The sequence below is a fragment of the Streptomyces sp. NPDC049887 genome, from assembly GCF_040656535.1.
Lineage (GTDB): Bacteria > Actinomycetota > Actinomycetes > Streptomycetales > Streptomycetaceae > Streptomyces.
Genome location: NZ_JBFAMM010000005.1, coordinates 252843 through 272946, shown reverse-complemented (window position 1 = coordinate 272946; position 20104 = coordinate 252843). Strand labels below are relative to the sequence as shown.

Here is a 20104-nt window from a genome sequence, read left to right as displayed (position 1 = left end):
TCGGGCCGGCCTCCCTGGCCGGTGGCCCTCGGAACGGCCCGATCGCGGCACACGGGCCGATCGCGGTACACGAGCCGGGCCGGTCGGTGTCAGTCGTCGCCCGGGTGCCGTGCCACGAGACGCTGCAGCATGTCCTGGAAGTCCTCGCCGACCACGATCCTCAGCCCCTCGCCGCCCTCGTCGCGGTCGCTGAGCTGGGTCAGTCTCCCGTCCCGCCACCAGTAGACGTACGGGGTGATCGCCCCCGGTGTGTCGGCGTACCCGGAGGCGGCGAAGGCGGCCAGCGCGTTCAGGGACGGGATGACGCCGGCGTCGCGGATGACGTGGAAGGCGATCTGGTGCCGGAAGGGCAGTGCGACCAGTGCGCCGTCCTCGGTGATCTGCTGCCCGGTGACCTGGCGGACGAGCGCGTCCAGCACGAGGACGCGGCTCGCCGTGTAGAAGGAGTCGCCGACCACCACCTCCAGGCGCATCCCCCCGGCGTCCTTGATGGTCTCGTGGCCCTCCACGGGGAGGTCCCGCAGATTGGCCATCGCACGTTCGCGCAGCACCGGCACGTCCCCGAGCGGCTCGAGGGCGTCGTCGGTCAGGATCATCACGCTCTCGGGCAGGTCGAGCGCGAGGACCTCACTCAGTCCCGGCGCGAGCGCGCGGGCGTAGCGAAACGATTCCCTGTCCAGCCCCTCGGAGCCGATCACCCGCGGGTACAGCTGGGACCGGATCTGGTCGGGCGGGAGGGTGTCGAGCGCGGACGGCGCGTCCATGGTGCGCAGCACCATGCCGACGTGGCCGCGGATGACCTTGGGCCAGACGCGGGGACCCCGCTCGTCGTTGTGGCAGACCGCGGCGAGGTTGCCGAGCCCGAACTGCCGTCCGGCGCTGTCGGTGACTGCGTCGGAGTAGACGGTGACCTCCAGGCCGCGCTCGGCGAACGCCTCCCGGACCTGGCCGCGGAAGCGTGAGCCCTCCGCCACCGAGAAGAACGCGAACTCCGCGTCCCGGGGCGCGTCGTCCCCGTCCCGCTTCGGCCCTCGCCGGAACAGCCTCACGTCGGCCCCCGCTCATCCTGTGTCGGTTCGGATCCTGATTGCTCGGGTGTGGTGTCTGCTCGGTTTTCCTCTGGGTGTGCTCAGGTTTCGAGCGTACCGACCGCACCACGGGCCCCGCTTGCCAGGCCGGGCGACGCCCGCGCGGCGTTCGGGGCCGAGCGCCGCTCGGGGCCGTGGGGCCGCATGCCCTGCCGGGTGTGAGACGACATCGCCGCCCTCCGGCCGGCGGGCTACGCGTCCTCCTCGCGCGCGCGGACGGTGAACCCGGCCAGGAAGAGAGTGAGCCAGCGGGTCCGTACGGCCGGTTCCTGGTCGGTGGGGGCGGTGAGGATGAGCATCAGGAAGTCGTCGACGGTGACATCGGGGTGGAGGTCCCCGTCGGACACGGCGGCGGCGATGATCCGCTCCATCGCGCCCCTGAACCGCTCCTCCTGCTGCTCGGTCCAGTGCGCGGCGCCCAGGGTCTGGGCCGCCGCCTTCACGCTGCGGTCACGAGCCGCGGCCTCGACCGTGCGTTCGGCCAGGCGGGTGATCTCCGCCATCGCCCGGGAGCCGTCGGCGACGCGCTCGGCCGCGGCCTCGATCTCGCCGGTGATGATCTCGCTGTGCTCGGCGATGACGGCCCCGACCAGGTCCGTCTTGGTCGGGAAGTGGCGGTAGAGCGTGCCCACGGCCACTCCCGCCGCCTCGGCGATGACGTCCATCGGGACATCGGGCCCGTGGCGGGTGATCTGTTCGCGCGCGGCGGCCAGGATCTTCGTCCGGTTGCGGACGGCGTCGGCGCGCAGGGGGCGGGAACCGGCCATCGGGTCCTCCAACTCGGACGGGGGACGGTCTCTCACGCCGGGTGCGCGGTGCCGCGTCCACGACAGGAACATGAATTCTAGTTCAGGATCACCTCCCCGCCGCTTGCACAAACATGAACCAACGCTCATGATGATTGTGAGTCTTGGTTCACTTTACTGCCGTCCCGTCGTCCCCGGAGGACCCCGCCATGCCGAACAAGGTCGCCCTGATCACCGGAGCTTCGTCCGGGATAGGCGAAGCCGCCGCCCTGGAACTGCACACCCGAGGATTCACCGTCTACGGCGCCGCCCGCCGCGTGGAGCGGATGTCCGCCCTGGCCGAGCGAGGGATCCGCACAATCGCCATGGACGTCACCGACGAGGACTCACTGCGCGCCGGAGTGGACCGGATCGTCGCCGACACCGGACGCGTCGACGTCCTCGTCAACAACGCCGGATACGGCTCGTACGGCCCGGTCGAGGACGTGGCCCTGGACGAGGCGCGCCGCCAGTTCGAGGTCAACGTCTTCGGCGCCGCCCGGCTGACCCAGCTCGTCCTGCCGCTCATGCGCGCCCACCGCAGCGGCCGCATCATCAACATCACCTCGATGGGCGGCAAGATCCACACCCCGCTGGGCGCCTGGTACCACGGCACGAAGTTCGCCCTCGAAGGCTTCAGCGACTCCCTCCGCGTGGAGGTCAGGCCCTTCGGCATCGACGTCGTCATCGTGGAACCGGGTGCCATCCGCACCGAGTGGAGCGGAATCGCCGCGGACCAGCTCCGCAAGGTGAGTGGCGACAGCGCGTACGCGGCGCAGATCGAGTCCATGGCCGGGGCGCTGGAGTCGGAGGGCAACGCGCGCCGGTCCTCGCCCCCGTCGGTCGTCGCCCGTGCCATCGGCCGGGCCGCCACCAGCCGCCGCCCCAGGACCCGTTACGCGGTGGGCATGGGCGCGAAGCCGCTGATCCTGACCCGCCGCGTCCTGCCCGACCGGGCGTACGACGCGCTCATCTCACGCGCGATGGGCAGCCTCGGCGCCTAGCGCGGCCGGGCACGGGCGGCTGTGTCAGTGGGGCCGGTTACGGTTCACGCATGACCGAGACGACCGTTGACGACCGTGCCTTCCCGGCCGCCCTGGCCGAGGTGGCCCGAGTGGGGTTCGTGTACGGAGAGGACGGCGACGGCGTCGACTTCGAGCCGTACGACGCCTTCGACTCCGCGGAGAAGACGACCGACTGGCTGCGCCACTGGACCGGCAACCACGAACTGGACGGTGGCGCCTTCCGGATCTTCGGGCAGGACGGTTCCGGCGGCCTCGCGGCCATATGGTTCGCCCGCCCCGGCCGGCCGCTCGCCGAGCAGCCCGTGGTGTTCATGGGTTCGGAGGGCGAGCGCGGCGTCGTGGCAGGGAACCTGTCGGACTTCCTCTGGGTCCTGGCCGACGGCATAGGCCCCGTGGAGGCCGTCGAGTTCGGGGAGCGGGAGGCACGCCCGAACGCCGACCCGGACCTGGCCGCCCTCGCCGAGCGGCACACGACCACCCCGCGCCGGGCCGCAGGGCAGATCATCGACGAGGCCGGCGCGGAATTCCCCACGTTCTCCGACGACATCGACGCGCTCTGCCGCTGAGGCAGGAGCCGCGCGCGAGGCAGCGGGGCGCTCAGGGACCAGGCCCCATCAGCACCGTCAGATGGGCGCGATGCCGGCCGCGCGCCACCAGCCGGGCGTTGCGCTCGTCGGAGTCGCGGACCCAGCGTTCGGCGTACGCGCGGTCCTTGCCGAAGCGGACATGCCGGTCGACGAGCCGGGGCACCCGTACCGCGTCGGGCAGTTCCAGGTACCAGACCTCGTCGAGCAGCGCGCGGACCCTCGACCAGGGCCCCTCGTCGTGGAGCAGGTAGTTGCCCTCGGTTACGACGAGCGGGACGTCCGGAGCGACCGGGATGCTGCCCGCGACCGGTTCCTCCAGCGTCCGGTCGAAGGCAGGCGCGTACACCGCCGTGCCCGCCTCCGGGCTGCGGAGGCGGGTCAGCAGCGCCACATACCCGGCGGCGTCGAAGGTGTCCGGGGCGCCCTTGCGCCGCGCCCTGCCGAGCCGCTCCAGCTCGGCCTGGGCGAGGTGGTGGCCGTCCATGGGCACCAGCACGGCACGCCCCGAACCCAGTCGGGACACGAGTTCCGCGGCGAGTGTCGACTTGCCCGCCCCCGGTGGCCCGGCGATGCCGAGGAGGTGCCGCCCGCCCCGGCGGGCGAGGCCGCGGGCACGGTCGGCGAGCTGCTCGATCGACGGGTCCATGGGAGGCATTGTGCACAGCGTCGGTGATACTGGGGCGCCCCGAGCAAGGAGATCCGATCCCCGTGTCCACCGCACCGCTCCCCCGCATCGCCCTCGTCACGCTCGTCGTCCGTGACTACGACGAGGCCGTCGCCTTCTACCGGGACGCCCTCGGCTTCACGCTCGTCGAGGACACCGACCGGGGCGACGGTTCGCGCTGGGTCGTGGTCCGGCCGGGAGGCGAAACGGGCGGCACGGACCTGCTGCTCGCGCGGGCGAGGGGCGACGAGCAGTCGGCGAGCGTCGGCGCGCAGACCGGCGGCCGGGTCGGCTTCTTCCTCCACACCGACGACTTCGCCCGCGACCACGCCCGGATGACGGCGGCGGGCGTCCGCTTCCTGGAGGAGCCCCGCCACGAGCCGTACGGTTCGGTCGCCGTCTTCGAGGACCTGTACGGCAACCGCTGGGACCTGCTGCAGCCCGCGTAGCCCGCGGTGGGGGGGCGCTCCGGGCGCGGCGGGTCGAGTCCGGCACGGAACGCTCACCGCGGCAGGTCCAGTTCGGCGCGCACCGTCTTCCCGACCGGGTACCGGTCAAGGACGGACCACCGGTCGGCGAGCGCCGCGACGAGCACCAGGCCCCGGCCGGTCTCCGTGTCACCGGCCGCGCCGTCCGGGAAGCCGGTCGCTCCGGGCCGGGGCGGCCGGCGCTCGCCCCGTGCGTCCGACACGTCGACGGTCAACTGCCCCGGCGCGAGGGCGAGCCTCAGCTCGAAGTCCCGGCCCGGCACCCGGCCGTGCGTCACCGCGTTCGCCGCCAGTTCCGCGACCAGCACGGCGGCGGTCTCGGAAGCCTCCGTCCCGTGGGGAACGCCCCAGGAGTGCAGTTGGTGGAGCGCCAGGTGCCGGGCGAGCCGGGCACCGCGCGGCGTGGAGCTGAAGCGCTGTGTGAACACACGTACGGTAGTCGGGGGTTGGGGAGCGGCGGTGGCGGTCGGTGGGGTGGCCGGTGCGGTCATGGACCCCAATCTGGCGGCCGGACCAGGGATTTCTCCAGCGGATCACCGCGTACGCTGCGTCAGCGTACGCGCACTCCGGGTGGACGGTACGCGTCACCATCCGTGACCATGGCCCGATGGCGATGACGGACGCCGGCGGAGCCGGTACGCACGCGACGGAGCCGGAGTCCTCGGACAGTCTCAGGACGTTCGGCGCGGTGGTCCAGGCATTACGCGAGCACGCGGGCCTCAGCCGCGGCGACTTCGCCCCGCTGGTGGGCTACTCCAAGCACACGGTGGCTTCGATCGAACTGGGCCGCCGGATGCCGGACGACGACTTCGTGGAACGGGCGGAGACGGCGCTCGGCAACACGGGAGCGCTGCGGCGGGCAGCGCAGCACCTCTCGCGCCGGCCGGGCCTGGCGGCGTGGTTCCGAAGGTGGGCGCGGCTGGAGGCGGTGGCGAGCAGTCTCTGCACCTACGAATGCCGGTTGGTCCCGGGCCTGTTGCAGACGGAGGCGTACGCCCGGACGCTGTTCGTCAACCAGCTCCCGCCGCTGGGGGACGAGCAGATCGAGGCCCAGATGGCGGCTCGGCTGGAACGGCAGCGGCTGCTGAGGGAGCGCCCGAACACGGCCTACAGCTTCATCCTCGAAGAGCATCTGCTGCTGCGCCGGATGGGCGGGGCAGCGGTCACCCGCGAGCTGCTCGACCATGTCCTCGACCTGGCCGAACTCCGCAACATCGAGCTCCAGATCATGCCTCTGGTGCGGGAGAGCCATGCGGGACTGGACGGTCCCGTGCAGTTGCTGGAAACCCAGGAGAACAGGCGGTTCGGCTACTGCGAGGGGCAACGAGGGGGCCAGTTCGTCTCCGACCCCCGGGAGATCAGTGTGCTCCAGATGCGGTATGCCAGGATGCGCTCACAGGCTCTTACCCTGGAGGACTCACTGAGTCTGTTGCGGCGGATGCGAGGAGCATTATGAGCGGCACGGCGGAACTGGCCTGGTTCAAGAGCAGCTACAGCAGCAGCGGTTACGGGGACTGCGTGGAGGTGGCGCTCTCCTGGCACAAGTCCTCCTACAGCAGTGGCGGCGACGGCGACTGCGTCGAGGTCGCCGCCTGCCCCACCACCGTCCATGTCCGCGACTCCAAGGCCGAGCAGGGCCCCACGCTCGCCCTCTCCCCCACCGCCTGGACGGACTTCGTCGCCTACGCCACCCGGGACTGACGCCTACGGCACCGGCGTGGCCTCCAGCGCCTTGCGGTGCTGCATGGCCGTGAGACGCCGGACGACGCGGACGGCCAGCACCGCGGCGGCGATGTCGAGCAGCACGGAGAGCAGCGTCAGTGCTATCGACTGCCGCGTCTCGGCCGGCCCCTCGGCCTTGGCGTAGGTCAACGCTGCCAGGGTGGGAACGTATCCCCCTATCCAGACCGCCCACCAGGCGTTGACGAGTCCGCTCGACTGCCGGGGCGCCGGGCCGAGGTGGGCGCCGGGGGTGCTCGCCGACCAGATGTCGAGGGCGACCCGGCGCGGGATCCACAGGTTCACGACCGGCACGAGCCAGCCCCACACCGCCCAGCCGCGCACCAGTCGGTGCCCGTCAGGGGCGAACACCTCGGCGTTGATCCGCGCGCGGCGGAACCAGAGGATGAAGACAACGCCGCAGGCGACGTAGGTGTTCATCGTGGCCACATCGGACCAGCGGTAGAGGCTCTCCCAGCGCTCGTGCACCTCGAAGCCGACCGGCTCCGCGCCCCGGAGGGCATACATCCTCGCGCCGACGACGACGGCGAACACATCGGCCGCGATCACGAGGCCGAGGAGCACGACGACGGCGGCACCGAGGCCCCTGAGCGAACGCACACCCGTCCGGCCGGTCGGCGGGACGCTGCTGAAGTCGACGGACACGAGAAGGAACCCCCCACGGGAACACAAGCGACCGCCCCAGGTGGGCGGCCGCTCGCGGAACATACGTCGTCGCCGGGCCCTCTGTCCACGGAGATCCTTCGCGGGCGTACAGTCGGGCGCCTCGGCCGCGTTCCTCTCTGCGGCGCCACCGGTAGAGCCTCACGGCGGTCCCGGCACCGGAGTCCTCAAGCCGGGCGCCCGTACCGCCCCGGGGTGGTAGGAGGCGCCCGGGGCCGGGGCACGGCGCATCATGTCGCCGGGCGGCCCCCGGACGCACCCCACCGCACCGGGGCGTCACACCGTGGGGTCACCGTCACGGCCGCCCTCGGTCCTCGCCAGCCGGTGCCCCTCCCCCGCGGCGGCGCGCAGCAGGACCGTCACCAGTTCGTCCGCCGCGGACAGCATCGGCCAGTGCCCGGTGGCGAGTTCGAAGAACCCCCAGCGCGGTTCCGCGAGCTGCCGGAAGAGCGGGTTCCCCGTCGCCACCAGGGCTTCGACGCCGCCGATGTCCATCGTGCCGCCGACCGTGCAGAAGACGCCCGTCATGGGCAGCCTTCCGACCGCGTCCGTGAACCGGACCGGCTCGGTGAGGGTGCCCACCGGCTGGGGCGCGGCGAGGCGGGCCAGGCGGGTGATCCCGTGCTCGGGGACACCCGCCAGGTTTCCCCACTGCGGCCACTCGTCCCGTGTGGGCGCGGGCACGCGCCAGCCGTCCTCGGCCCGGGCGGGCTGCCCCAGCATCCGGTCACGGGCGGGGCCGTGCGGCATCTGCTCGCGTACCTGGTCGAGCACGGAGAGCCCGTCCCGGGGCAGGGGCGCGTCCACGTAGACGATCCCGGCGGTCCGGTCCAGGCGCCGGCCGGCGGCACCGAGCACCGGGTAGATGCCGTAGCAGTGGCCGACGAGGACGACCTCCGGCTCGTCGATGTGGTCGATGAGCTGCACCAGGTCCTCGACATGGGTGTCCATGTCCGTTCCGGGACCGGCGAGATGGCGTCGGTCGCCCAGACCCGTCAGGGTCGCCGGGTGGGCCCCGGCTCCCGACTCCCGCAGCCCGGCGGCGACTTCCCGCCAGACCCATCCTCCGGTGTGGCCTCCCGACACCAGCACGAACGCCGTCATGGTTCCTCCTCGACCGGGTCATGCCCGCCGGGCCGGCCCCCCGTGGGCCGGCCCGGTCCGGGTACCGTAGGAACTCCCCCTGAGGGAGGTTCAAGCCTTGCCCCCGGACGACACGTTGACCATCGGGGAGCTCGCGGAGCGTGCGGGCGTCACCGTCAAGACGGTCCGCTTCTACTCGGACCGCGGCCTGCTCCCCGAGTCCGGCCGCAGCGCGGGCGGACACCGCCGGTACGGCCCCGAAGCGCTCGACCGGCTACGGCTGATCCGCTCGCTGCGCGGGCTCGATCTGCCGGTCTCCGAGGTGGGACGAGTCCTGGAGGGCCAGGACGGCGAGGGGCCGGACGACGTCCTGGAGGACGTGATCACGGGGCGGTTGCGGGTACTGGGCCCCCAACTGGCCGCCATGCGCTGGCGGGAGGCGTCGCTGCGGCTGTTGCGTGACTGCGATCCCGGCGAGCGCGCGGAGCGGCTGCGGCTGATCGGCGCGCTGTCCGTGCCGCCCAGCACGGCGTCGATGGCGCGGTTCTGGCGGTACTGGCTGCCGCCGCGGCTGCCGGCCCGGGTGGTCTCCGCCTTCCTCGACCAGGCCGTGCCGCACCTTCCCGACGACCCGACGCCCGCACAGGTGTGGGCCTTCGCCCGGCTGCACGCGCTGGTGTCCGGGAGCTGCTCCGGTTCCGTCCGGCCGCAGCCCGCGGCCCACCTGCCCGACCGGGGCTACCGTCCCGCCGTGCTGTACGACGGTCTCGGCGAGGCGTACGCGCTGGCCTCGGCCGAGCTGCGGGCGGGGCGGCCACCTCGGACGGGCGAGGCCCTCGACTGCTTCGTCTCGGTCTATGCCATGTCACGCGGCACGTGCGACACCCCGGCGTTCCGCCGGCTCCTGGGCCGCCAGCTGGCCGCGGACCCCCGCATCGACGTGTACTGGCAGCTGACGGCCGAGCTGTCCACCCCGCCCGGCGCCCCGCCCGAACCGAACCCGGGCTCCGCCCACGACTGGCTGTGTGCGGCGCTGAACGCGGGGACCGAGCGGCCCGCAGGCTGAACCTCGGGCGCACCTCCTCCACCAGAGCTTCCTCGCCGCCCTGGGTAGCCGTGCCCGCCCCTGTGACGTGGGCGCGTCTTTCTCCGACGGCCGACGGCCACACAGGCCACCAAAAGAGGGTCAGGAATAGGGCGTGAAATACGGTGCTTCCTCGGTCGCCCCGAACCCCCCAAAACCCTCAAAAGACTTGTCGGCCAGCAGACGATACACGAATTCACTCATTGACATCGCAAACCGCTGAGCGTGCTGCGCATCATCGCGCGCCAGGACAGTCCAGGACTCTGGCGACGTGGAACTGTCGGCCAGCCACGCAAACTCATCACCTTGAACGCTCGCGCCCCACTGAAGAAGGCCACCCTGACTGTTCGGTCGAAAAAGCCCGTATGGGGCATAATAGTAACGACCCGCTTCATCCTCTTCGGCGATCTGCCAGTTTTCCTCGCACACGTCGACCAAACTCGACCCTGCACCCCCCGTCGAGGCATATACGGTGAGATAGTCACAGAAATAGCCACTGCCGAATACCTCGCAAAGGTCCTTGTAGTCGGCGGGCAGAGCGGTGCCCATGCGAGCCTCGATTGTTGACCAGTCGATAGATAGGCCAAGCGGACGCCTACCGACAGCCATCACGAGCCGATCAACCCAGGACATCAGTTCCTCCACTAGGGCACGTTGTGAATACGCACACTATCGGCACCGCCAACACTACCAACCCATTTTAGATCCAAATAGTCCGGAGTCAGATTGTTGCCCTCATAGTGAGGTATGACCTGATAGAAAATAGTCTCCCCACCCTCCCGAACCCGCTTTTCCAGCATCCCCTCATACTTCGACATCCGCGGAGAATTCACACGTTCATGTAGTGTCACCAAATTGCGAAGGTCCGTGCCGTCGCCCCCCAGTTGGCGAGCCAACAAGTGACCGCGATTATGACGCTTCTTCATACCACCGTACCCACGGGGTATGTGCTCCCAGTTGGTGGGGTACTCCGTAGGCGTTCCTATGATCGCGGTCTCACGACTATCGAGCGCCCATTCGGATTGCACTCCCAGGATGCCTTCGACTTTATTGGAGTGTACGTAGTTGTAGTCACCCCGATTGAGGCATGCGACAACTCCCTGTGCGCGGCCCAAGTGGTCCAGTGGCATGTAGTGCACAGCCGTTTTGCCCCTTCTGCACTCATCACGCCGCACGGGAGTGCCAGCCTCGGGATAGTGCTCGTCGTCCTCTTCCGTCGTGACCAAACGGGACAGGCTGTAGTCGGCGGCAAACTCTTCAGGGTCATAAGACCCTGCATCAACCATGACCAGATCGTTTAGTACCTGGATGTGGTAAGCGGCCGCCTGGTCAATAGCACGCTGCTGAATCTGCCTGACATCGACTCTCGGCTTCGGAGCCGGGCGCGCCGGTGCCGGAGCCGGGTTCCTGCCACGGTTCGGGTTCTGCGGCGGCGTAGGCTGCCTCGGCTGTGTCAGCCGTTGCGTTGCGCTGCCGCTCGACGTGTGCGATCCGGACTTGGTGCCGCGAGCGTGGTTTCCGCTGCGGATGGCGCCCGTACCGCACGAGTAGGTGCAACGGTTTGTGCCGCGGTAGTTGCCGTTGCTTCGGGTCGCCGGGCGGGTCGGGCGAACGCGGACAGGCGTGCGCGCGGCGTCATAGCGCCGCATTTCCTGGATGTTCCTACGGGTCTGCGCCCTGGCCGATGCGCTGTTTCCTCGATAGGCGGGACGGGCTGTCGGCCTCCCCCTGTGGGCCCCCATGTTGCGCGGGGCGGCGTCGTGCGCTCCCCCGGCACCGCTGCGCCATCTCATGCCCGAGAGTCTCGGGCTGCCCTTGTAGCCACCGCCGCAGGCGCAGAAGTGCCCCGTCGGGTCCGTACCGTTGAGCGGGTCGCTGTTGGCGTAGGTATACCGGTTGGCCTGGGCCGAGGGACTGGGGTCGAGAAGCCAGGTGTCCCGGGAGACGAACCCTCCGCTGCCGGGCCCGTACCAGCGGGCGGCCATGTTGACGTCTCCCGAGGACGGGTCGGTCCACCCGGACTGGTAGCCCAGCGGGGTCGATGCGCCCTCAGACGCGGTCACCTCACCGAAGGGGGTGTACGCCTTTGAGCCGGTGACGGTCGCGCCGTCTGGGCTGAGGCCGGCGACGAGGTCGGTGTGCTGGTCGGTGATCGCCCACTGCTTCACCGTCCCGCTGTCCATCGCCTGGAGAGCGCCCGCAGGTGTGCGGGTGAAGCGGTTGGTGCCGTCGCTCACAAGATTGTTGGAGCCGCCGTCGTAGGAGAACGTCGTCTCGCCGTGCCGGCGCACTCGGTCGAGCGAATCGTAGGCGAAGGTCGACGCGCCGTCGCTGATCTTGCGCTCGAAGGCGTCGAAGGCGATCGTGCGGGTCGGCGCGCCCTGCCTGCTGACGGAGGACAGGGTGCCGCGGGCGGTGTAGGTGTACGTGGACGCGCCGTCCGAGAGCAGGCGGTTGCGAGCGTCGTAGGTGGAGGTCGCGCCCCCCGCCGTCACCCGGTTGCCTGCATCGTCCCAGGTGTACGCCGTCGTGGTGGTGCCCTTCGTCCAGGAGGTCAGGCGACTTGCCCGGTCGTAGCCGTAAGCGTTCTCGGCAGCGCCTGCGGTGCCCTTCGTGGTCTTCTTCGTCAGACGGTCGTCGAGGTCGTAGTCGTAGGCCGTTGACGCGGTCTCGGTGGTGCCCGACGGATTGGTGAGCCGGTCGCTCGTCAGGCGGCCCAGGTCGTCGTAGCCGAACGTCCGCCGCGCCGTCTCACCCCACTCGCCCGTGCCTTGCGGGTCGGTGGCGTAGCGCTCCACCGTCGGCCGGTCGGCGAGGTCGAAGCCGTACCAGATCTCGCTGCCTGTGATCGAGTCCCAGGTCCAGTCCAGGCGCCCCGCGCTGTCGTAGCCGTAGTACGCCTCCCCGCCGGGCGTCGTGCGCGTGGTCATGTTGCCGTCGGCGTCGTAGGTGTACGACCCGTCCCCGCCGGGTCCTGCGCTGGCGAGGAGTTGGCCCCGGTCGTTGTACGAGAAGGTGTCCCGGTCGAGGACGTTGTGGGTGCCGGCCGCGGTCATCCGGCCCGCCAGGTCGTATGTGAAGGAGCGGTTGGTCGTCGCGGCCTCCGCGCCCGTGCCCTTCTCACCGGTCAACCGTCCCAGGCCGTCATAGGTACGCTCCCGTCTCACCCCTCCGGGCAGTAGCTCGGCCACGTCCTGTCCGGCCGCGTCGTAGAGGGTCGTCCACGTACGGTCAGCCGCTGCCGGGTGGGCCGCGGTGGCCGGTTCGGTGGTCGACTGCGGCAGGTTCCACGGTGTGAAGGTGTGGATCGTGGAGTTGCCGCGGCCGTCGGTCGTCCGTGTGCGGTTGCCTGCCGCGTCGTAGCCGAAGGACGTGGTGATCGCCTTGCCCGGCGACACCGGCTCGACCTGCTGGGTCATCCGCCCCAGGGTGTCGTAGGCGTAGGTGGTCCGGCTCCCGGTCGCGGACGTGACGGCCGTCTGGTTGCCGTCGGCGTCGAACTCGGCGGACACCGAGCGCAGAGCGGCTGTCCCGGTGCCGTGGTCGGACGCCCCGGTCACATTGCCCAGCGCGTCGTACTCCACCCTGCTCTTGCGGCCTGTCGCGTCGGTGGTCCCGATCTGGCGGCCGAGGCCGTCGTACGCGAAGTGGGTCCAGCCACCGACCGGACTCATCACCGCCGTGAGGTCACCGGCCGCGTTGTACGTCGCCAGCGATGTGTTCCCGCCGGGCGTGGTCGCCGCGGTCCGGTTGCCGCTTCCTTCACCGAGCTACTGCCGGCGAGCAGTTCGAGGTCGGCGGACGGGCGCAGCCCGGAGTAGGTGATGATGCTGCCCTGCACCTCTCCGCGGGTGTGCGCGACGCCGTCGACGGAGTAGCCGACTGCCATCCCGTCGGCCAGGCTCATGCTCATCAGGGGTGCGGCATCGGCGAACGCGGCGAACGTGACACCCGATTCCGTCGAGAGCGGCTCCCAGACGTCATCGGCGGCACTCATACCCCCGCGTACCCGTCGGCTTCACGAGCGTGGTGTCGATCTCCTCCCAAGCGCTCTTGCCTCGCTGGAAGTTGACGGGTTCGTTGTAGAAGCGGGTCGTGTAGGAACCGTCCCTGTTCAGAAAGGTCCGAGCGCGCTCGGCCCGCTCCCCGAGGACTTCCTTACTCGATTTCTCGTCGAAGCCGTGCGGAGTGCCGGGCGCGGGCGCAGGAACGGGTCGGGTTCCAGCCATCGTCGGAGGCTTGGGCTTCCTGAGATCCACCGGCGCCGACTCCCCCTGCTCCGGGGCCAATTGTCCCGGAGCACGGAGGGCTCCGGGACGACCGCCGGACGTCGTGGCGTCCGTACGGTCCGGGGGCGCGTGGTTGCTGCGTCCGTCGGCCGTGCCCCAGCGCTGGTCCGGCCGCTCGCCTGCGTCGACGGCGGACGAACCGCGCCATGAGCCGACCACCGCCGCGGCCTGCTCCGTTCCTGCCAGCGCAGCCATGGCAAAGGCTTGTGAGATTGAACACGAACTAAATCAGATCATCTCTGATCAGTTCGGTCGCACCGCCTCGGCCGCATGCCGCTCATCGCCGATGCGCCCTCCCTCCGCCGGTACACGCGGGCCGAAGCTGCGCAGCCGTCGCTCGAGGGGGTGCTCCACCCAGTGATAGGCGCATGCGGACAGGGCCAGGCTGACCGCGATGACCACCAGCCATACCATGGCGGTCTCGGGCAGTCCCTCGGGCCGGCCGTACCTCGCCAACCACACGCGGATGACGATCTCGTGGATCAGGTACCAGGCGAATGACCAGTGCCCCAGCCGTATGGCCCGCTCTCCGCCGAGTCCCGTCGTCCGGCCGTTCAGATCCGCATGGGCGGCCGCGGCCACGAGCAGTGCGAAGAGAGGAGTGGAGAGAAGCTGTGAGGCCTGGTACGGGCTGTACCAGAGGGCGTCGGGGACAGCCCCCGACCAGGGGATCAACGCCAAGTGCCAGCCGATCGCCAGCGATACGGAAGACCACAGACCGACGGGCGGCCTCCAGCCGCGGGCCACCGCGAGCCCGGCCGCCACGCCGAGAAGAAACTGCAGAGTGCGGGTCAGCGGCAGATAGTCAAGCGCCCAGACGCGGGGCACCCCGCTGTCGATCAGGGCACCGCTCAGCCACGCGAGGACGACGCCCACACAGACGGTCACCCAGATCCAGCGTCGTCCACGGCCCGAACGCACGGCCGGAAGGGCCATCAGCATGGGAAAGATCAGATAGAACCATGCCTCGTCGCTGAGCGACCACGCGGCGGGATTGCCGCCCTTCAGCATGACCTGGTCGGGTATCCAGGCGTTGACGAGCAGTAGCGTCGCGGCCACGGCCTTCGTCGACACAGCCTTGCCGAGCGCGAGCCACACCCCGACGGAAAGCGCCGTCGTGGCTGCGAGAAGCGGCCAGATACGGGCGAACCGGCGCCAGAGAAAGACCTTCGCGGGTACCTGTTTGCCGTCGTACGTCCATGCGAGGACGAATCCGGACAGCACGAAGAAGAAGGTCACTCCGCTGCGGCCGTACCAGGCCAGCTCACTGGCCCCGGGTATCTGGCCGACCTGACGCGAGAGGTGGTACGCGACCACCAGGAGGGCCGCCCAGAAACGCAGCCCGGTGAGGGACGGGAGGCGGTCCCTGCTGGAGGGGACGGCGGAGGCTCGGCGGCCGGGGGCTCTGGGGCGCATGGGGTGATTATCGGATGGTGCCCGAGGGGCTCGATCACGGGGGACCTGCACAGCCGTGGCGGGTGCGTGTTCCGTCGGCGTCCGGATCCGTACGTTCCCGACCGGCCTTTGCCGGTTCCCGGAACCACGCCGCCGACTCGCGACGAGGATCACTTTCCCGTCGGCCCCGGTCGCGAGGTCGACGCGAGGACCGACCCGCAGGGCGCGCCACGGCTCGTGAGCCACCCGTACGGACGACGAGAGCCCGGGAGCGGTGTGCTCCCGGGCCTCGCGTGCACCGGGGCGCCCCGGGCGCTCACTCGGTGATCACGCCTCCTCGGCCGGCTCCAGCCTCAGCGAGATCGAGTTGATGCAGTAGCGCTGGTCCGTGGGCGTCGGATAGCCCTCGCCCTCGAAGACGTGCCCGAGGTGCGAGCCGCAGCGCGCACAGCGGACCTCCGTGCGGACCATGCCGTACGTCCGGTCCTCCAGCAGTTCCACCGCGTCCGAGTCCTTCGGGTCGTAGAAGGACGGCCAGCCGCAGTGCGACTGGAACTTCTCACCGGAGGTGAAGAGCTCGGCACCGCACGCCCGGCAGGAGTACACACCCTTGGTCTTGGTGTCCGTGTACTCACCGGTGAAGGCGGGCTCGGTCCCGGCCTGCCGGAGCACGGCGTACTCCGCGGGGCTCAGCTCCGCGCGCCACTGCTCGTCCGGCTTGTCGACGTCGTAGGCCATGATCGGTCTCCCTCACCACTACGGCCCCGGAGGGCCTCAGTCCGACAGACGGGCCAGGATCTTCGGACCGAGGTCCGTCACATCGCCGGCCCCCATGGTGAGAACCAGATCTCCGGGTGCCGCCATTCCCGCGAGCACGTCCGGGACGCTCTCCTTGTCGTGGACGGGGGTCACCCGTGCGCCCGCCGCCTCCGCGGCATCGGTGATCATCGCGCTGGTGACGCCGGGGATCGGGTCCTCGCGGGCCGGGTAGATGTCGAGGACCACGGAGGCGTCGGCGAGCGCGAGGGCCCGGCCCATCTCGGCGCCGAGTTCCTTGGTGCGGGAGAACAGGTGCGGCTGGAAGACGACGAGCAGCCGCCGATCACCCGCCGCGGCGCGCATGGCCTCCAGGTCCGCGGTCATCTCGGTGGGGTGGTGCGCGTAGGAGTCGACGACCTGGACGCCCTTCGCCTCGCCCTTGAGCTGGAGACGGCGGCCGACACCGGTGTAGGCCGTGAGGGCGTGGGCCAGCCCCGTCGGGTCCAGGCCCAGCCGGGCGCCTGCGGCGAGGGCGGCGGCGGCGTTGTGGGCGTAGTGGCGTCCGGGGACGGAGACGGTGAAGGTGATCTCCCCGGCGTCCGGGAGGACGACCGTGACCTCGCTGGTCATGCCGTGGGGTGTGATCGAGCGGATCCGGACGTCGGCACCCTCGTCCTCACCGACGGTGACGACGGTGAGGTCCGGGCGGCCGGAAACCCGGGCGGCCAGCTCGCGGGCTCCGGCGTGCTCGCCGACGACCAGCGTCCCGCCGGCCGGGATCTTGGCGACGAACGCCTCGAAGGACTCGTGGATCTCGTCCATGGAGGCGTAGTTGGCGTGGTGGTCGAGTTCGACGTTGAGGACGATCGCGACGTCCGGGTCGTACTTCTGGAAGCTGCGGTCGCTCTCGTCCGCCTCGGCGACGAACAGGTCGCCTTCTCCGTGCCGGGCGTTCGTGCCGGGCCCGGCGAGGTCGCCGCCGATGGCGTACGACGGGTCGAGTCCCAGTTCCGTCAGGGCCACGGCCAGCATCGACGTGGTGGTGGTCTTGCCGTGCGTGCCGGCCACCGCGATGGTGCGCGAGGTGCGCATCAGCGCGGCGAGGGCGTCGGAGCGGTGGACGACCGGTACGCCGAGGTCGGCGGCACGGGCCAGCTCGGGGTTGTCGGCACGGATGGCGCTGGAGACGACGACGCAGGACGCGTCGTCGGCGAGGTGCTCGGCGGCGTGCCCGATGTGCACGGTCGCGCCCAGCGCCCGCAGCGCCTCGGCCGTCGCGGACTCCCTGGCGTCACTGCCCGCGACCTTGGCGCCCCGCTGGGCGAGGATCTTGGCGATCCCGGACATTCCGGCGCCGCCGATGCCGATGAAGTGAGGCCGTTCCATGGCGTTGGGGATGCCGGATGCCATGCGTGTTTCTCCCGGGGTGCGACGTCGTACGAAGGGCCCAGCCTATTCGCTGTGCGCGAAGAGCTTCAGCACCGGTACGCCGACCTTGTGCCGGGCGCGGGAGGCCCAGTCGCGGTGGAAGAACTCCTCGACGTAGTGGGGCGCGGTCAGGACGATCACCTCGTCGGCGCCGGCCTCCTCGACGACGGTCTTCATCTTGTCGAGCGGGTGCTCCTCGACGACCTGGCCGACGGCCTCGGCCCCGGCGGCCCGCAGGGCGTTCAGGGAGTGCACGATGGCGAGCTCCGCGGGCTGCCGGGCCTTCTCGCCCTCGGGCTCCTCGCCCTCGCGGACGGCTTCCTTGAGCTCGCCCATGGCCACGTCGTCGATGGCGCGCAGCAGCAGGTCGGCCTGGTCGCCGCGCGGCTGCATGAGCACGATGAACGACACGGGCTCGTCCCCGTGCAGCGTCGTGACGAATTCCACGTCGGTCGCCGTGAGGGGCTTCTCGATCATCAATACGCTTGTGAACACGTCAGGAGCCCTTCTGCCGGAACCGTTCTTCCCCGTGTCCGTACGGGGTCTGCGAGTAGTGTGCCCGGCCGGAGCAAACCGGTACATAACCTTTCGCGAACGTCAGGTCCGACGGTATCGGGTGAAGAGGAACCCGTCCTCCTCCAGCAGGGACGCCAGCGCGAAGCGCTCCGGCACCGCCCGGTCGGTTCCGTACGCGATCCGCTGGGCGGTGCCGGAGGTGAGCGTCGGCGACACCGTCAGGCACAGCTCGTCGAGTACCCCGGATCCGACGAACTGACCCAGGAGCCGCGGCCCCCCTTCCGTGAGCAGCCGCCGCAGGCCGTGTCCGGCCAGCGCCTCGACCGCGCGGGCCGGGTCGACGCCCGTCCCGTCGCCCGCGACGAGGACCTCCGCCCCGGCCCCCTCCGCGGCGGCGACCCGCTCCGGCGGCGCGGAGGCCCCGGTCAGGACAAGCGTCGGCACCAGGGGGGAGGTGAAGAGCGGCAGGGAGAAGTCGAGGTCGAGGCTCGCGCTCACCACGGCGATCGCGGGAGCGGGGGCCTGCCCGGCGGCCGCACGGCGGCCCGCGAAGGCGTCCCGGGCGCGGGCGGGGCGGTAGCCCTCCTGCCGTACCGTCTGCGCCCCGACGACCACCGCGTCGGCCAGCCCCCGCAGGGTGCCGAAGATCCGCATGTCCGAGTCGGACGACAGCGGCTGCGACCTCCCGTCGTGCTGGGCGGCCCCGTCGAGCGACGAGACCATGTTCGCCCGCAGCCAGGGGCCCTCCGTGTCCGGATAGGCGTAGGCGTCGGCCAGCTCGTCCAGCCCCCACTCGCGGTCGGTCGCGGCACGGGCGCCGGCGGGGTCGTTCGGGTCGGGCAGAGGGAACAGGCGTCGCATACCGAGCAGTCTGGCACGGCCGTGCGCCTCCCTGGCGCGGCCTCCGGAGCGGGTACGACGGCCGCGTCGGGCTCGCGTCGGGCTCGGCGGTGGCGCACGTCCCGATCACGCGCGTCCCGCCCGCGAACCTCCCGCTCATGCACGTCCCGGCCATGCACGCCCCGGCCATGCACTTCCCGGTCGCGCTCGTCGGGCCGCGGGCACATACGCTCCGCGGCGGGTGGGTCACGTGCGGCAGGGGCCCGGCGGGGAACCCGCGGAAGCGCGAGAGGGCGCCGCTCGGACGGCCGTCCCGAGGGCCCCGCCAAGAGCTCTTCCGACGGCCCGTCCGGCGGTCCCCGCGAGGATCCGTCCGACGCCGGCCCGACGGCCGCTCCCGGGCGCACGCCGATCCGGGCGCGTGGGACGCTTGGGCGCGCGACTGCCCGGAAGCGGCCGTGACGTGCGAGGACGCCTGCCGTCCCGGGCGGTGGACGCGCAGGGCGGCCGTCCGTCCGGACTCAGTAGAGTGGGGGGTTGTGTCGACCACCCCCATGACCGAAGCCGTCCCGCTCTCGCTGTGCGCCCGCGAGCCCCGTGTCCCCGCCGACCGCCTGGTCGCGGAGATGGTGCCGCCGCCGCGCTTCGACTCGGTGCGCTTCGACACCTACGTCCCCGACCGGAACCAGCCCAGCCAGGCCGAGGCGGTCACGGTGCTCGGGTCGTTCGCCGCGGGTCTGGGCGGTGCGCACGCCACCGGCAGCGGCAGGCGCCGCTGGTTCGCGAGGAGGCCCGCGGCACCGGCCGCGCCCAGAGGGGTCTATCTGGACGGCGGCTACGGCGTCGGCAAGACCCATCTGCTCGCCTCGCTCTGGCACGCCACACCCGCGGAGCCGTCCCTCAAGGCGTTCGGCACCTTCGTGGAGCTGACGAACCTGGTCGGCGCGCTCGGTTTCCAGCAGACCGTGCAGACCCTGAGCGGCCACCGGCTCCTGTGCATCGACGAGTTCGAGCTGGACGACCCGGGCGACACCGTTCTCGTGTCGACCCTGCTGGGCAGGCTCGTCGAGGCGGGCGTCGCCCTCGCGGCCACCTCCAACACCCTGCCCGGCAAGCTCGGGGAGGGCCGCTTCGCCGCCGCCGACTTCCTCCGCGAGATCCAGGGCCTGTCCGCGCACTTCCGGCCGCTGCGGATCGACGGCGAGGACTACCGCCACCGCGGCCTGCCCGAGGCACCCGCGCCGTTCTCGGACGAGCAGGTCACCCGGGCCGCGCACGCCACCGAGGGCGCTTCACTCGACGGCTTCCCGCAACTGCTGGAGCATCTCGCACGGGTGCACCCCAGCCGTTACGGCGCACTGACGGACGGCGTGCGAGCGGTCTGCCTCACCGACGTGCGGCCGGTGCCGGACCAGTCGACGGCGCTGCGGCTCGTCGTGCTCGCGGACCGGCTCTACGACCGGGAGGTGCCGGTACTGGCCTCCGGTCTCCCGTTCGACAAGCTGTTCAGCGACGAGATGCTGAAGGGCGGGTACCGGAAGAAGTACTTCCGGGCGATCTCCCGTCTGACGGCACTCGCGCGGGACGCCAAGGGCCTCGTCGAACAGTAGGTTCCAGTAGGTTGGGGCCGGTTGGAACCGATTCATTGAATGCCTTGAGAAGGGATCCAT

At 70.9% G+C, this 20104-nt stretch carries 22 protein-coding genes; 7 read left to right on the top strand and 15 right to left on the bottom strand.

Annotation, left to right across the window (positions count from 1 at the left end; translation table 11 throughout):
• Positions 1-89 precede the first annotated feature (89 nt).
• Together AB0J10_RS08905 and AB0J10_RS08900 are read right to left on the bottom strand one after the other, a co-directional pair.
• Positions 90-1049: a hypothetical protein gene (locus AB0J10_RS08905; RefSeq protein ID WP_363059293.1), complete on the bottom strand. Its 960-nt coding sequence runs from the start codon at positions 1047-1049 to the stop codon at positions 90-92.
• A 230-nt stretch (positions 1050-1279) separates the two neighbouring features.
• Positions 1280-1855 (bottom strand): helix-turn-helix domain-containing protein, encoded by a 576-nt coding sequence (locus tag AB0J10_RS08900; RefSeq protein WP_363059291.1) that lies wholly within the window; start codon positions 1853-1855, stop codon positions 1280-1282.
• A gap of 188 nt (positions 1856-2043) precedes the next feature.
• Here AB0J10_RS08900 and AB0J10_RS08895 point away from each other — a divergent pair, with 188 nt between their 5' ends.
• Positions 2044-2877 carry an oxidoreductase gene (locus tag AB0J10_RS08895; RefSeq protein ID WP_363059289.1) on the top strand — a complete coding sequence of 278 codons (834 nt, stop codon included), beginning with the start codon at positions 2044-2046 and terminating at the stop codon, positions 2875-2877.
• Between the two features lie 50 nt (positions 2878-2927).
• A complete protein-coding gene (locus AB0J10_RS08890; RefSeq protein ID WP_363059287.1) occupies positions 2928-3464 on the top strand; it encodes an SMI1/KNR4 family protein in 537 nt (178 codons plus the stop codon).
• 31 nt (positions 3465-3495) lie between these two features.
• Here AB0J10_RS08890 and AB0J10_RS08885 read toward each other — a convergent pair whose 3' ends face one another.
• The gene (locus AB0J10_RS08885) at positions 3496-4131 is read right to left on the bottom strand and encodes a nucleoside/nucleotide kinase family protein (protein ID WP_363059285.1); all 636 of its coding nucleotides are present in this window, start codon (positions 4129-4131) and stop codon (positions 3496-3498) included.
• Positions 4132-4193: 62 nt separating this feature from the next.
• Here AB0J10_RS08885 and AB0J10_RS08880 point away from each other — a divergent pair, with 62 nt between their 5' ends.
• Complete coding sequence (locus tag AB0J10_RS08880) at positions 4194-4598, top strand: VOC family protein (protein WP_363059283.1); 405 nt, start codon at positions 4194-4196, stop codon at positions 4596-4598.
• Positions 4599-4651: 53 nt separating this feature from the next.
• On the opposite strand, the gene AB0J10_RS08875 is transcribed toward AB0J10_RS08880, so the two are convergent.
• On the bottom strand, positions 4652-5128 hold the full coding sequence (locus AB0J10_RS08875; protein WP_363059281.1) for an ATP-binding protein: 477 nt from the start codon (positions 5126-5128) through the stop codon (positions 4652-4654).
• A 116-nt stretch (positions 5129-5244) separates the two neighbouring features.
• On the opposite strand from AB0J10_RS08875, the gene AB0J10_RS08870 reads away from it, so the two are divergent.
• Both AB0J10_RS08870 and AB0J10_RS08865 read left to right on the top strand, forming a co-directional pair.
• The gene (locus tag AB0J10_RS08870) at positions 5245-6093 is read left to right on the top strand and encodes a helix-turn-helix transcriptional regulator (protein ID WP_363059279.1); all 849 of its coding nucleotides are present in this window, start codon (positions 5245-5247) and stop codon (positions 6091-6093) included.
• A complete protein-coding gene (locus AB0J10_RS08865; protein WP_363059277.1) occupies positions 6090-6338 on the top strand; it encodes a DUF397 domain-containing protein in 249 nt (82 codons plus the stop codon). The genes AB0J10_RS08870 and AB0J10_RS08865 overlap by 4 nt, the downstream gene beginning before the upstream one ends.
• Positions 6339-6341: 3 nt before the next feature.
• On the opposite strand, the gene AB0J10_RS08860 is transcribed toward AB0J10_RS08865, so the two are convergent.
• A complete protein-coding gene (locus AB0J10_RS08860) occupies positions 6342-7022 on the bottom strand; it encodes a DUF4328 domain-containing protein (protein WP_363059275.1) in 681 nt (226 codons plus the stop codon).
• A 294-nt stretch (positions 7023-7316) separates the two neighbouring features.
• Positions 7317-8144 (bottom strand): alpha/beta hydrolase, encoded by an 828-nt coding sequence (locus AB0J10_RS08855; protein WP_363059273.1) that lies wholly within the window; start codon positions 8142-8144, stop codon positions 7317-7319.
• 97 nt (positions 8145-8241) lie between these two features.
• Here AB0J10_RS08855 and AB0J10_RS08850 point away from each other — a divergent pair, with 97 nt between their 5' ends.
• Positions 8242-9189 carry a MerR family transcriptional regulator gene (locus tag AB0J10_RS08850; protein WP_363059271.1) on the top strand — a complete coding sequence of 316 codons (948 nt, stop codon included), beginning with the start codon at positions 8242-8244 and terminating at the stop codon, positions 9187-9189.
• 120 nt (positions 9190-9309) lie between these two features.
• On the opposite strand, the gene AB0J10_RS08845 is transcribed toward AB0J10_RS08850, so the two are convergent.
• From AB0J10_RS08845 to AB0J10_RS08805, 9 genes are all read right to left on the bottom strand, one after another.
• Entirely contained in the window at positions 9310-9852 is a 543-nt protein-coding gene (locus tag AB0J10_RS08845) for an SMI1/KNR4 family protein (RefSeq protein ID WP_363059269.1), read from the bottom strand.
• Complete coding sequence (locus AB0J10_RS08840) at positions 9852-12881, bottom strand: DNA/RNA non-specific endonuclease (RefSeq protein ID WP_363059430.1); 3030 nt, start codon at positions 12879-12881, stop codon at positions 9852-9854. Before AB0J10_RS08840 ends, AB0J10_RS08845 begins: the two co-directional genes overlap by 1 nt.
• The gene (locus tag AB0J10_RS08835; RefSeq protein WP_363059267.1) at positions 12881-13204 is read right to left on the bottom strand and encodes a hypothetical protein; all 324 of its coding nucleotides are present in this window, start codon (positions 13202-13204) and stop codon (positions 12881-12883) included. The genes AB0J10_RS08840 and AB0J10_RS08835 overlap by 1 nt, the downstream gene beginning before the upstream one ends.
• Complete coding sequence (locus AB0J10_RS08830) at positions 13188-13691, bottom strand: hypothetical protein (protein ID WP_363059265.1); 504 nt, start codon at positions 13689-13691, stop codon at positions 13188-13190. The genes AB0J10_RS08835 and AB0J10_RS08830 overlap by 17 nt, the downstream gene beginning before the upstream one ends.
• Positions 13692-13739: 48 nt before the next feature.
• Positions 13740-14912 (bottom strand): acyltransferase, encoded by a 1173-nt coding sequence (locus tag AB0J10_RS08825; RefSeq protein ID WP_363059263.1) that lies wholly within the window; start codon positions 14910-14912, stop codon positions 13740-13742.
• A gap of 306 nt (positions 14913-15218) precedes the next feature.
• Complete coding sequence (msrB, locus tag AB0J10_RS08820) at positions 15219-15629, bottom strand: peptide-methionine (R)-S-oxide reductase MsrB (RefSeq protein WP_363059261.1); 411 nt, start codon at positions 15627-15629, stop codon at positions 15219-15221.
• Between the two features lie 36 nt (positions 15630-15665).
• Positions 15666-17060, bottom strand: coding sequence for a UDP-N-acetylmuramate--L-alanine ligase (murC, locus tag AB0J10_RS08815; RefSeq protein ID WP_363059259.1), 1395 nt, complete (start codon positions 17058-17060; stop codon positions 15666-15668).
• A 42-nt stretch (positions 17061-17102) separates the two neighbouring features.
• The gene (locus tag AB0J10_RS08810) at positions 17103-17573 is read right to left on the bottom strand and encodes an indole-3-glycerol phosphate synthase (RefSeq protein WP_363059257.1); all 471 of its coding nucleotides are present in this window, start codon (positions 17571-17573) and stop codon (positions 17103-17105) included.
• A gap of 102 nt (positions 17574-17675) precedes the next feature.
• Positions 17676-18455 (bottom strand): pyrimidine reductase family protein, encoded by a 780-nt coding sequence (locus AB0J10_RS08805; RefSeq protein ID WP_363059255.1) that lies wholly within the window; start codon positions 18453-18455, stop codon positions 17676-17678.
• A 533-nt stretch (positions 18456-18988) separates the two neighbouring features.
• On the opposite strand from AB0J10_RS08805, the gene zapE reads away from it, so the two are divergent.
• Positions 18989-20044: a cell division protein ZapE gene (gene zapE, locus AB0J10_RS08800; RefSeq protein WP_363059428.1), complete on the top strand. Its 1056-nt coding sequence runs from the start codon at positions 18989-18991 to the stop codon at positions 20042-20044.
• The last annotated feature ends 60 nt before the right edge of the window (positions 20045-20104 follow it).

Bases quoted from the DNA above. Each gene is read 5' to 3' on its own strand.
- AB0J10_RS08900 (WP_363059291.1), bottom strand. From the start codon at position 1,855: ATGGCCGGTTCCCGCCCCCTGCGCGCCGACGCCGTCCGCAACCGGACG.
- AB0J10_RS08895 (WP_363059289.1), top strand. From the start codon at position 2,044: ATGCCGAACAAGGTCGCCCTGATCACCGGAGCTTCGTCCGGGATAGGC.
- AB0J10_RS08890 (WP_363059287.1), top strand. From the start codon at position 2,928: ATGACCGAGACGACCGTTGACGACCGTGCCTTCCCGGCCGCCCTGGCC.
- AB0J10_RS08885 (WP_363059285.1), bottom strand. From the start codon at position 4,131: ATGGACCCGTCGATCGAGCAGCTCGCCGACCGTGCCCGCGGCCTCGCC.
- AB0J10_RS08875 (WP_363059281.1), bottom strand. From the start codon at position 5,128: ATGACCGCACCGGCCACCCCACCGACCGCCACCGCCGCTCCCCAACCC.
- AB0J10_RS08870 (WP_363059279.1), top strand. From the start codon at position 5,245: ATGGCGATGACGGACGCCGGCGGAGCCGGTACGCACGCGACGGAGCCG.
- AB0J10_RS08865 (WP_363059277.1), top strand. From the start codon at position 6,090: ATGAGCGGCACGGCGGAACTGGCCTGGTTCAAGAGCAGCTACAGCAGC.
- AB0J10_RS08855 (WP_363059273.1), bottom strand. From the start codon at position 8,144: ATGACGGCGTTCGTGCTGGTGTCGGGAGGCCACACCGGAGGATGGGTC.
- AB0J10_RS08840 (WP_363059430.1), bottom strand. From the start codon at position 12,881: ATGAGTCCGGTCGGTGGCTGGACCCACTTCGCGTACGACGGCCTCGGC.
- AB0J10_RS08835 (WP_363059267.1), bottom strand. From the start codon at position 13,204: ATGAGTGCCGCCGATGACGTCTGGGAGCCGCTCTCGACGGAATCGGGT.
- AB0J10_RS08830 (WP_363059265.1), bottom strand. From the start codon at position 13,691: ATGGCTGCGCTGGCAGGAACGGAGCAGGCCGCGGCGGTGGTCGGCTCA.
- AB0J10_RS08825 (WP_363059263.1), bottom strand. From the start codon at position 14,912: ATGCGCCCCAGAGCCCCCGGCCGCCGAGCCTCCGCCGTCCCCTCCAGC.
- msrB (WP_363059261.1), bottom strand. From the start codon at position 15,629: ATGGCCTACGACGTCGACAAGCCGGACGAGCAGTGGCGCGCGGAGCTG.
- murC (WP_363059259.1), bottom strand. From the start codon at position 17,060: ATGGCATCCGGCATCCCCAACGCCATGGAACGGCCTCACTTCATCGGC.
- AB0J10_RS08805 (WP_363059255.1), bottom strand. From the start codon at position 18,455: ATGCGACGCCTGTTCCCTCTGCCCGACCCGAACGACCCCGCCGGCGCC.
- zapE (WP_363059428.1), top strand. From the start codon at position 18,989: ATGACCGAAGCCGTCCCGCTCTCGCTGTGCGCCCGCGAGCCCCGTGTC.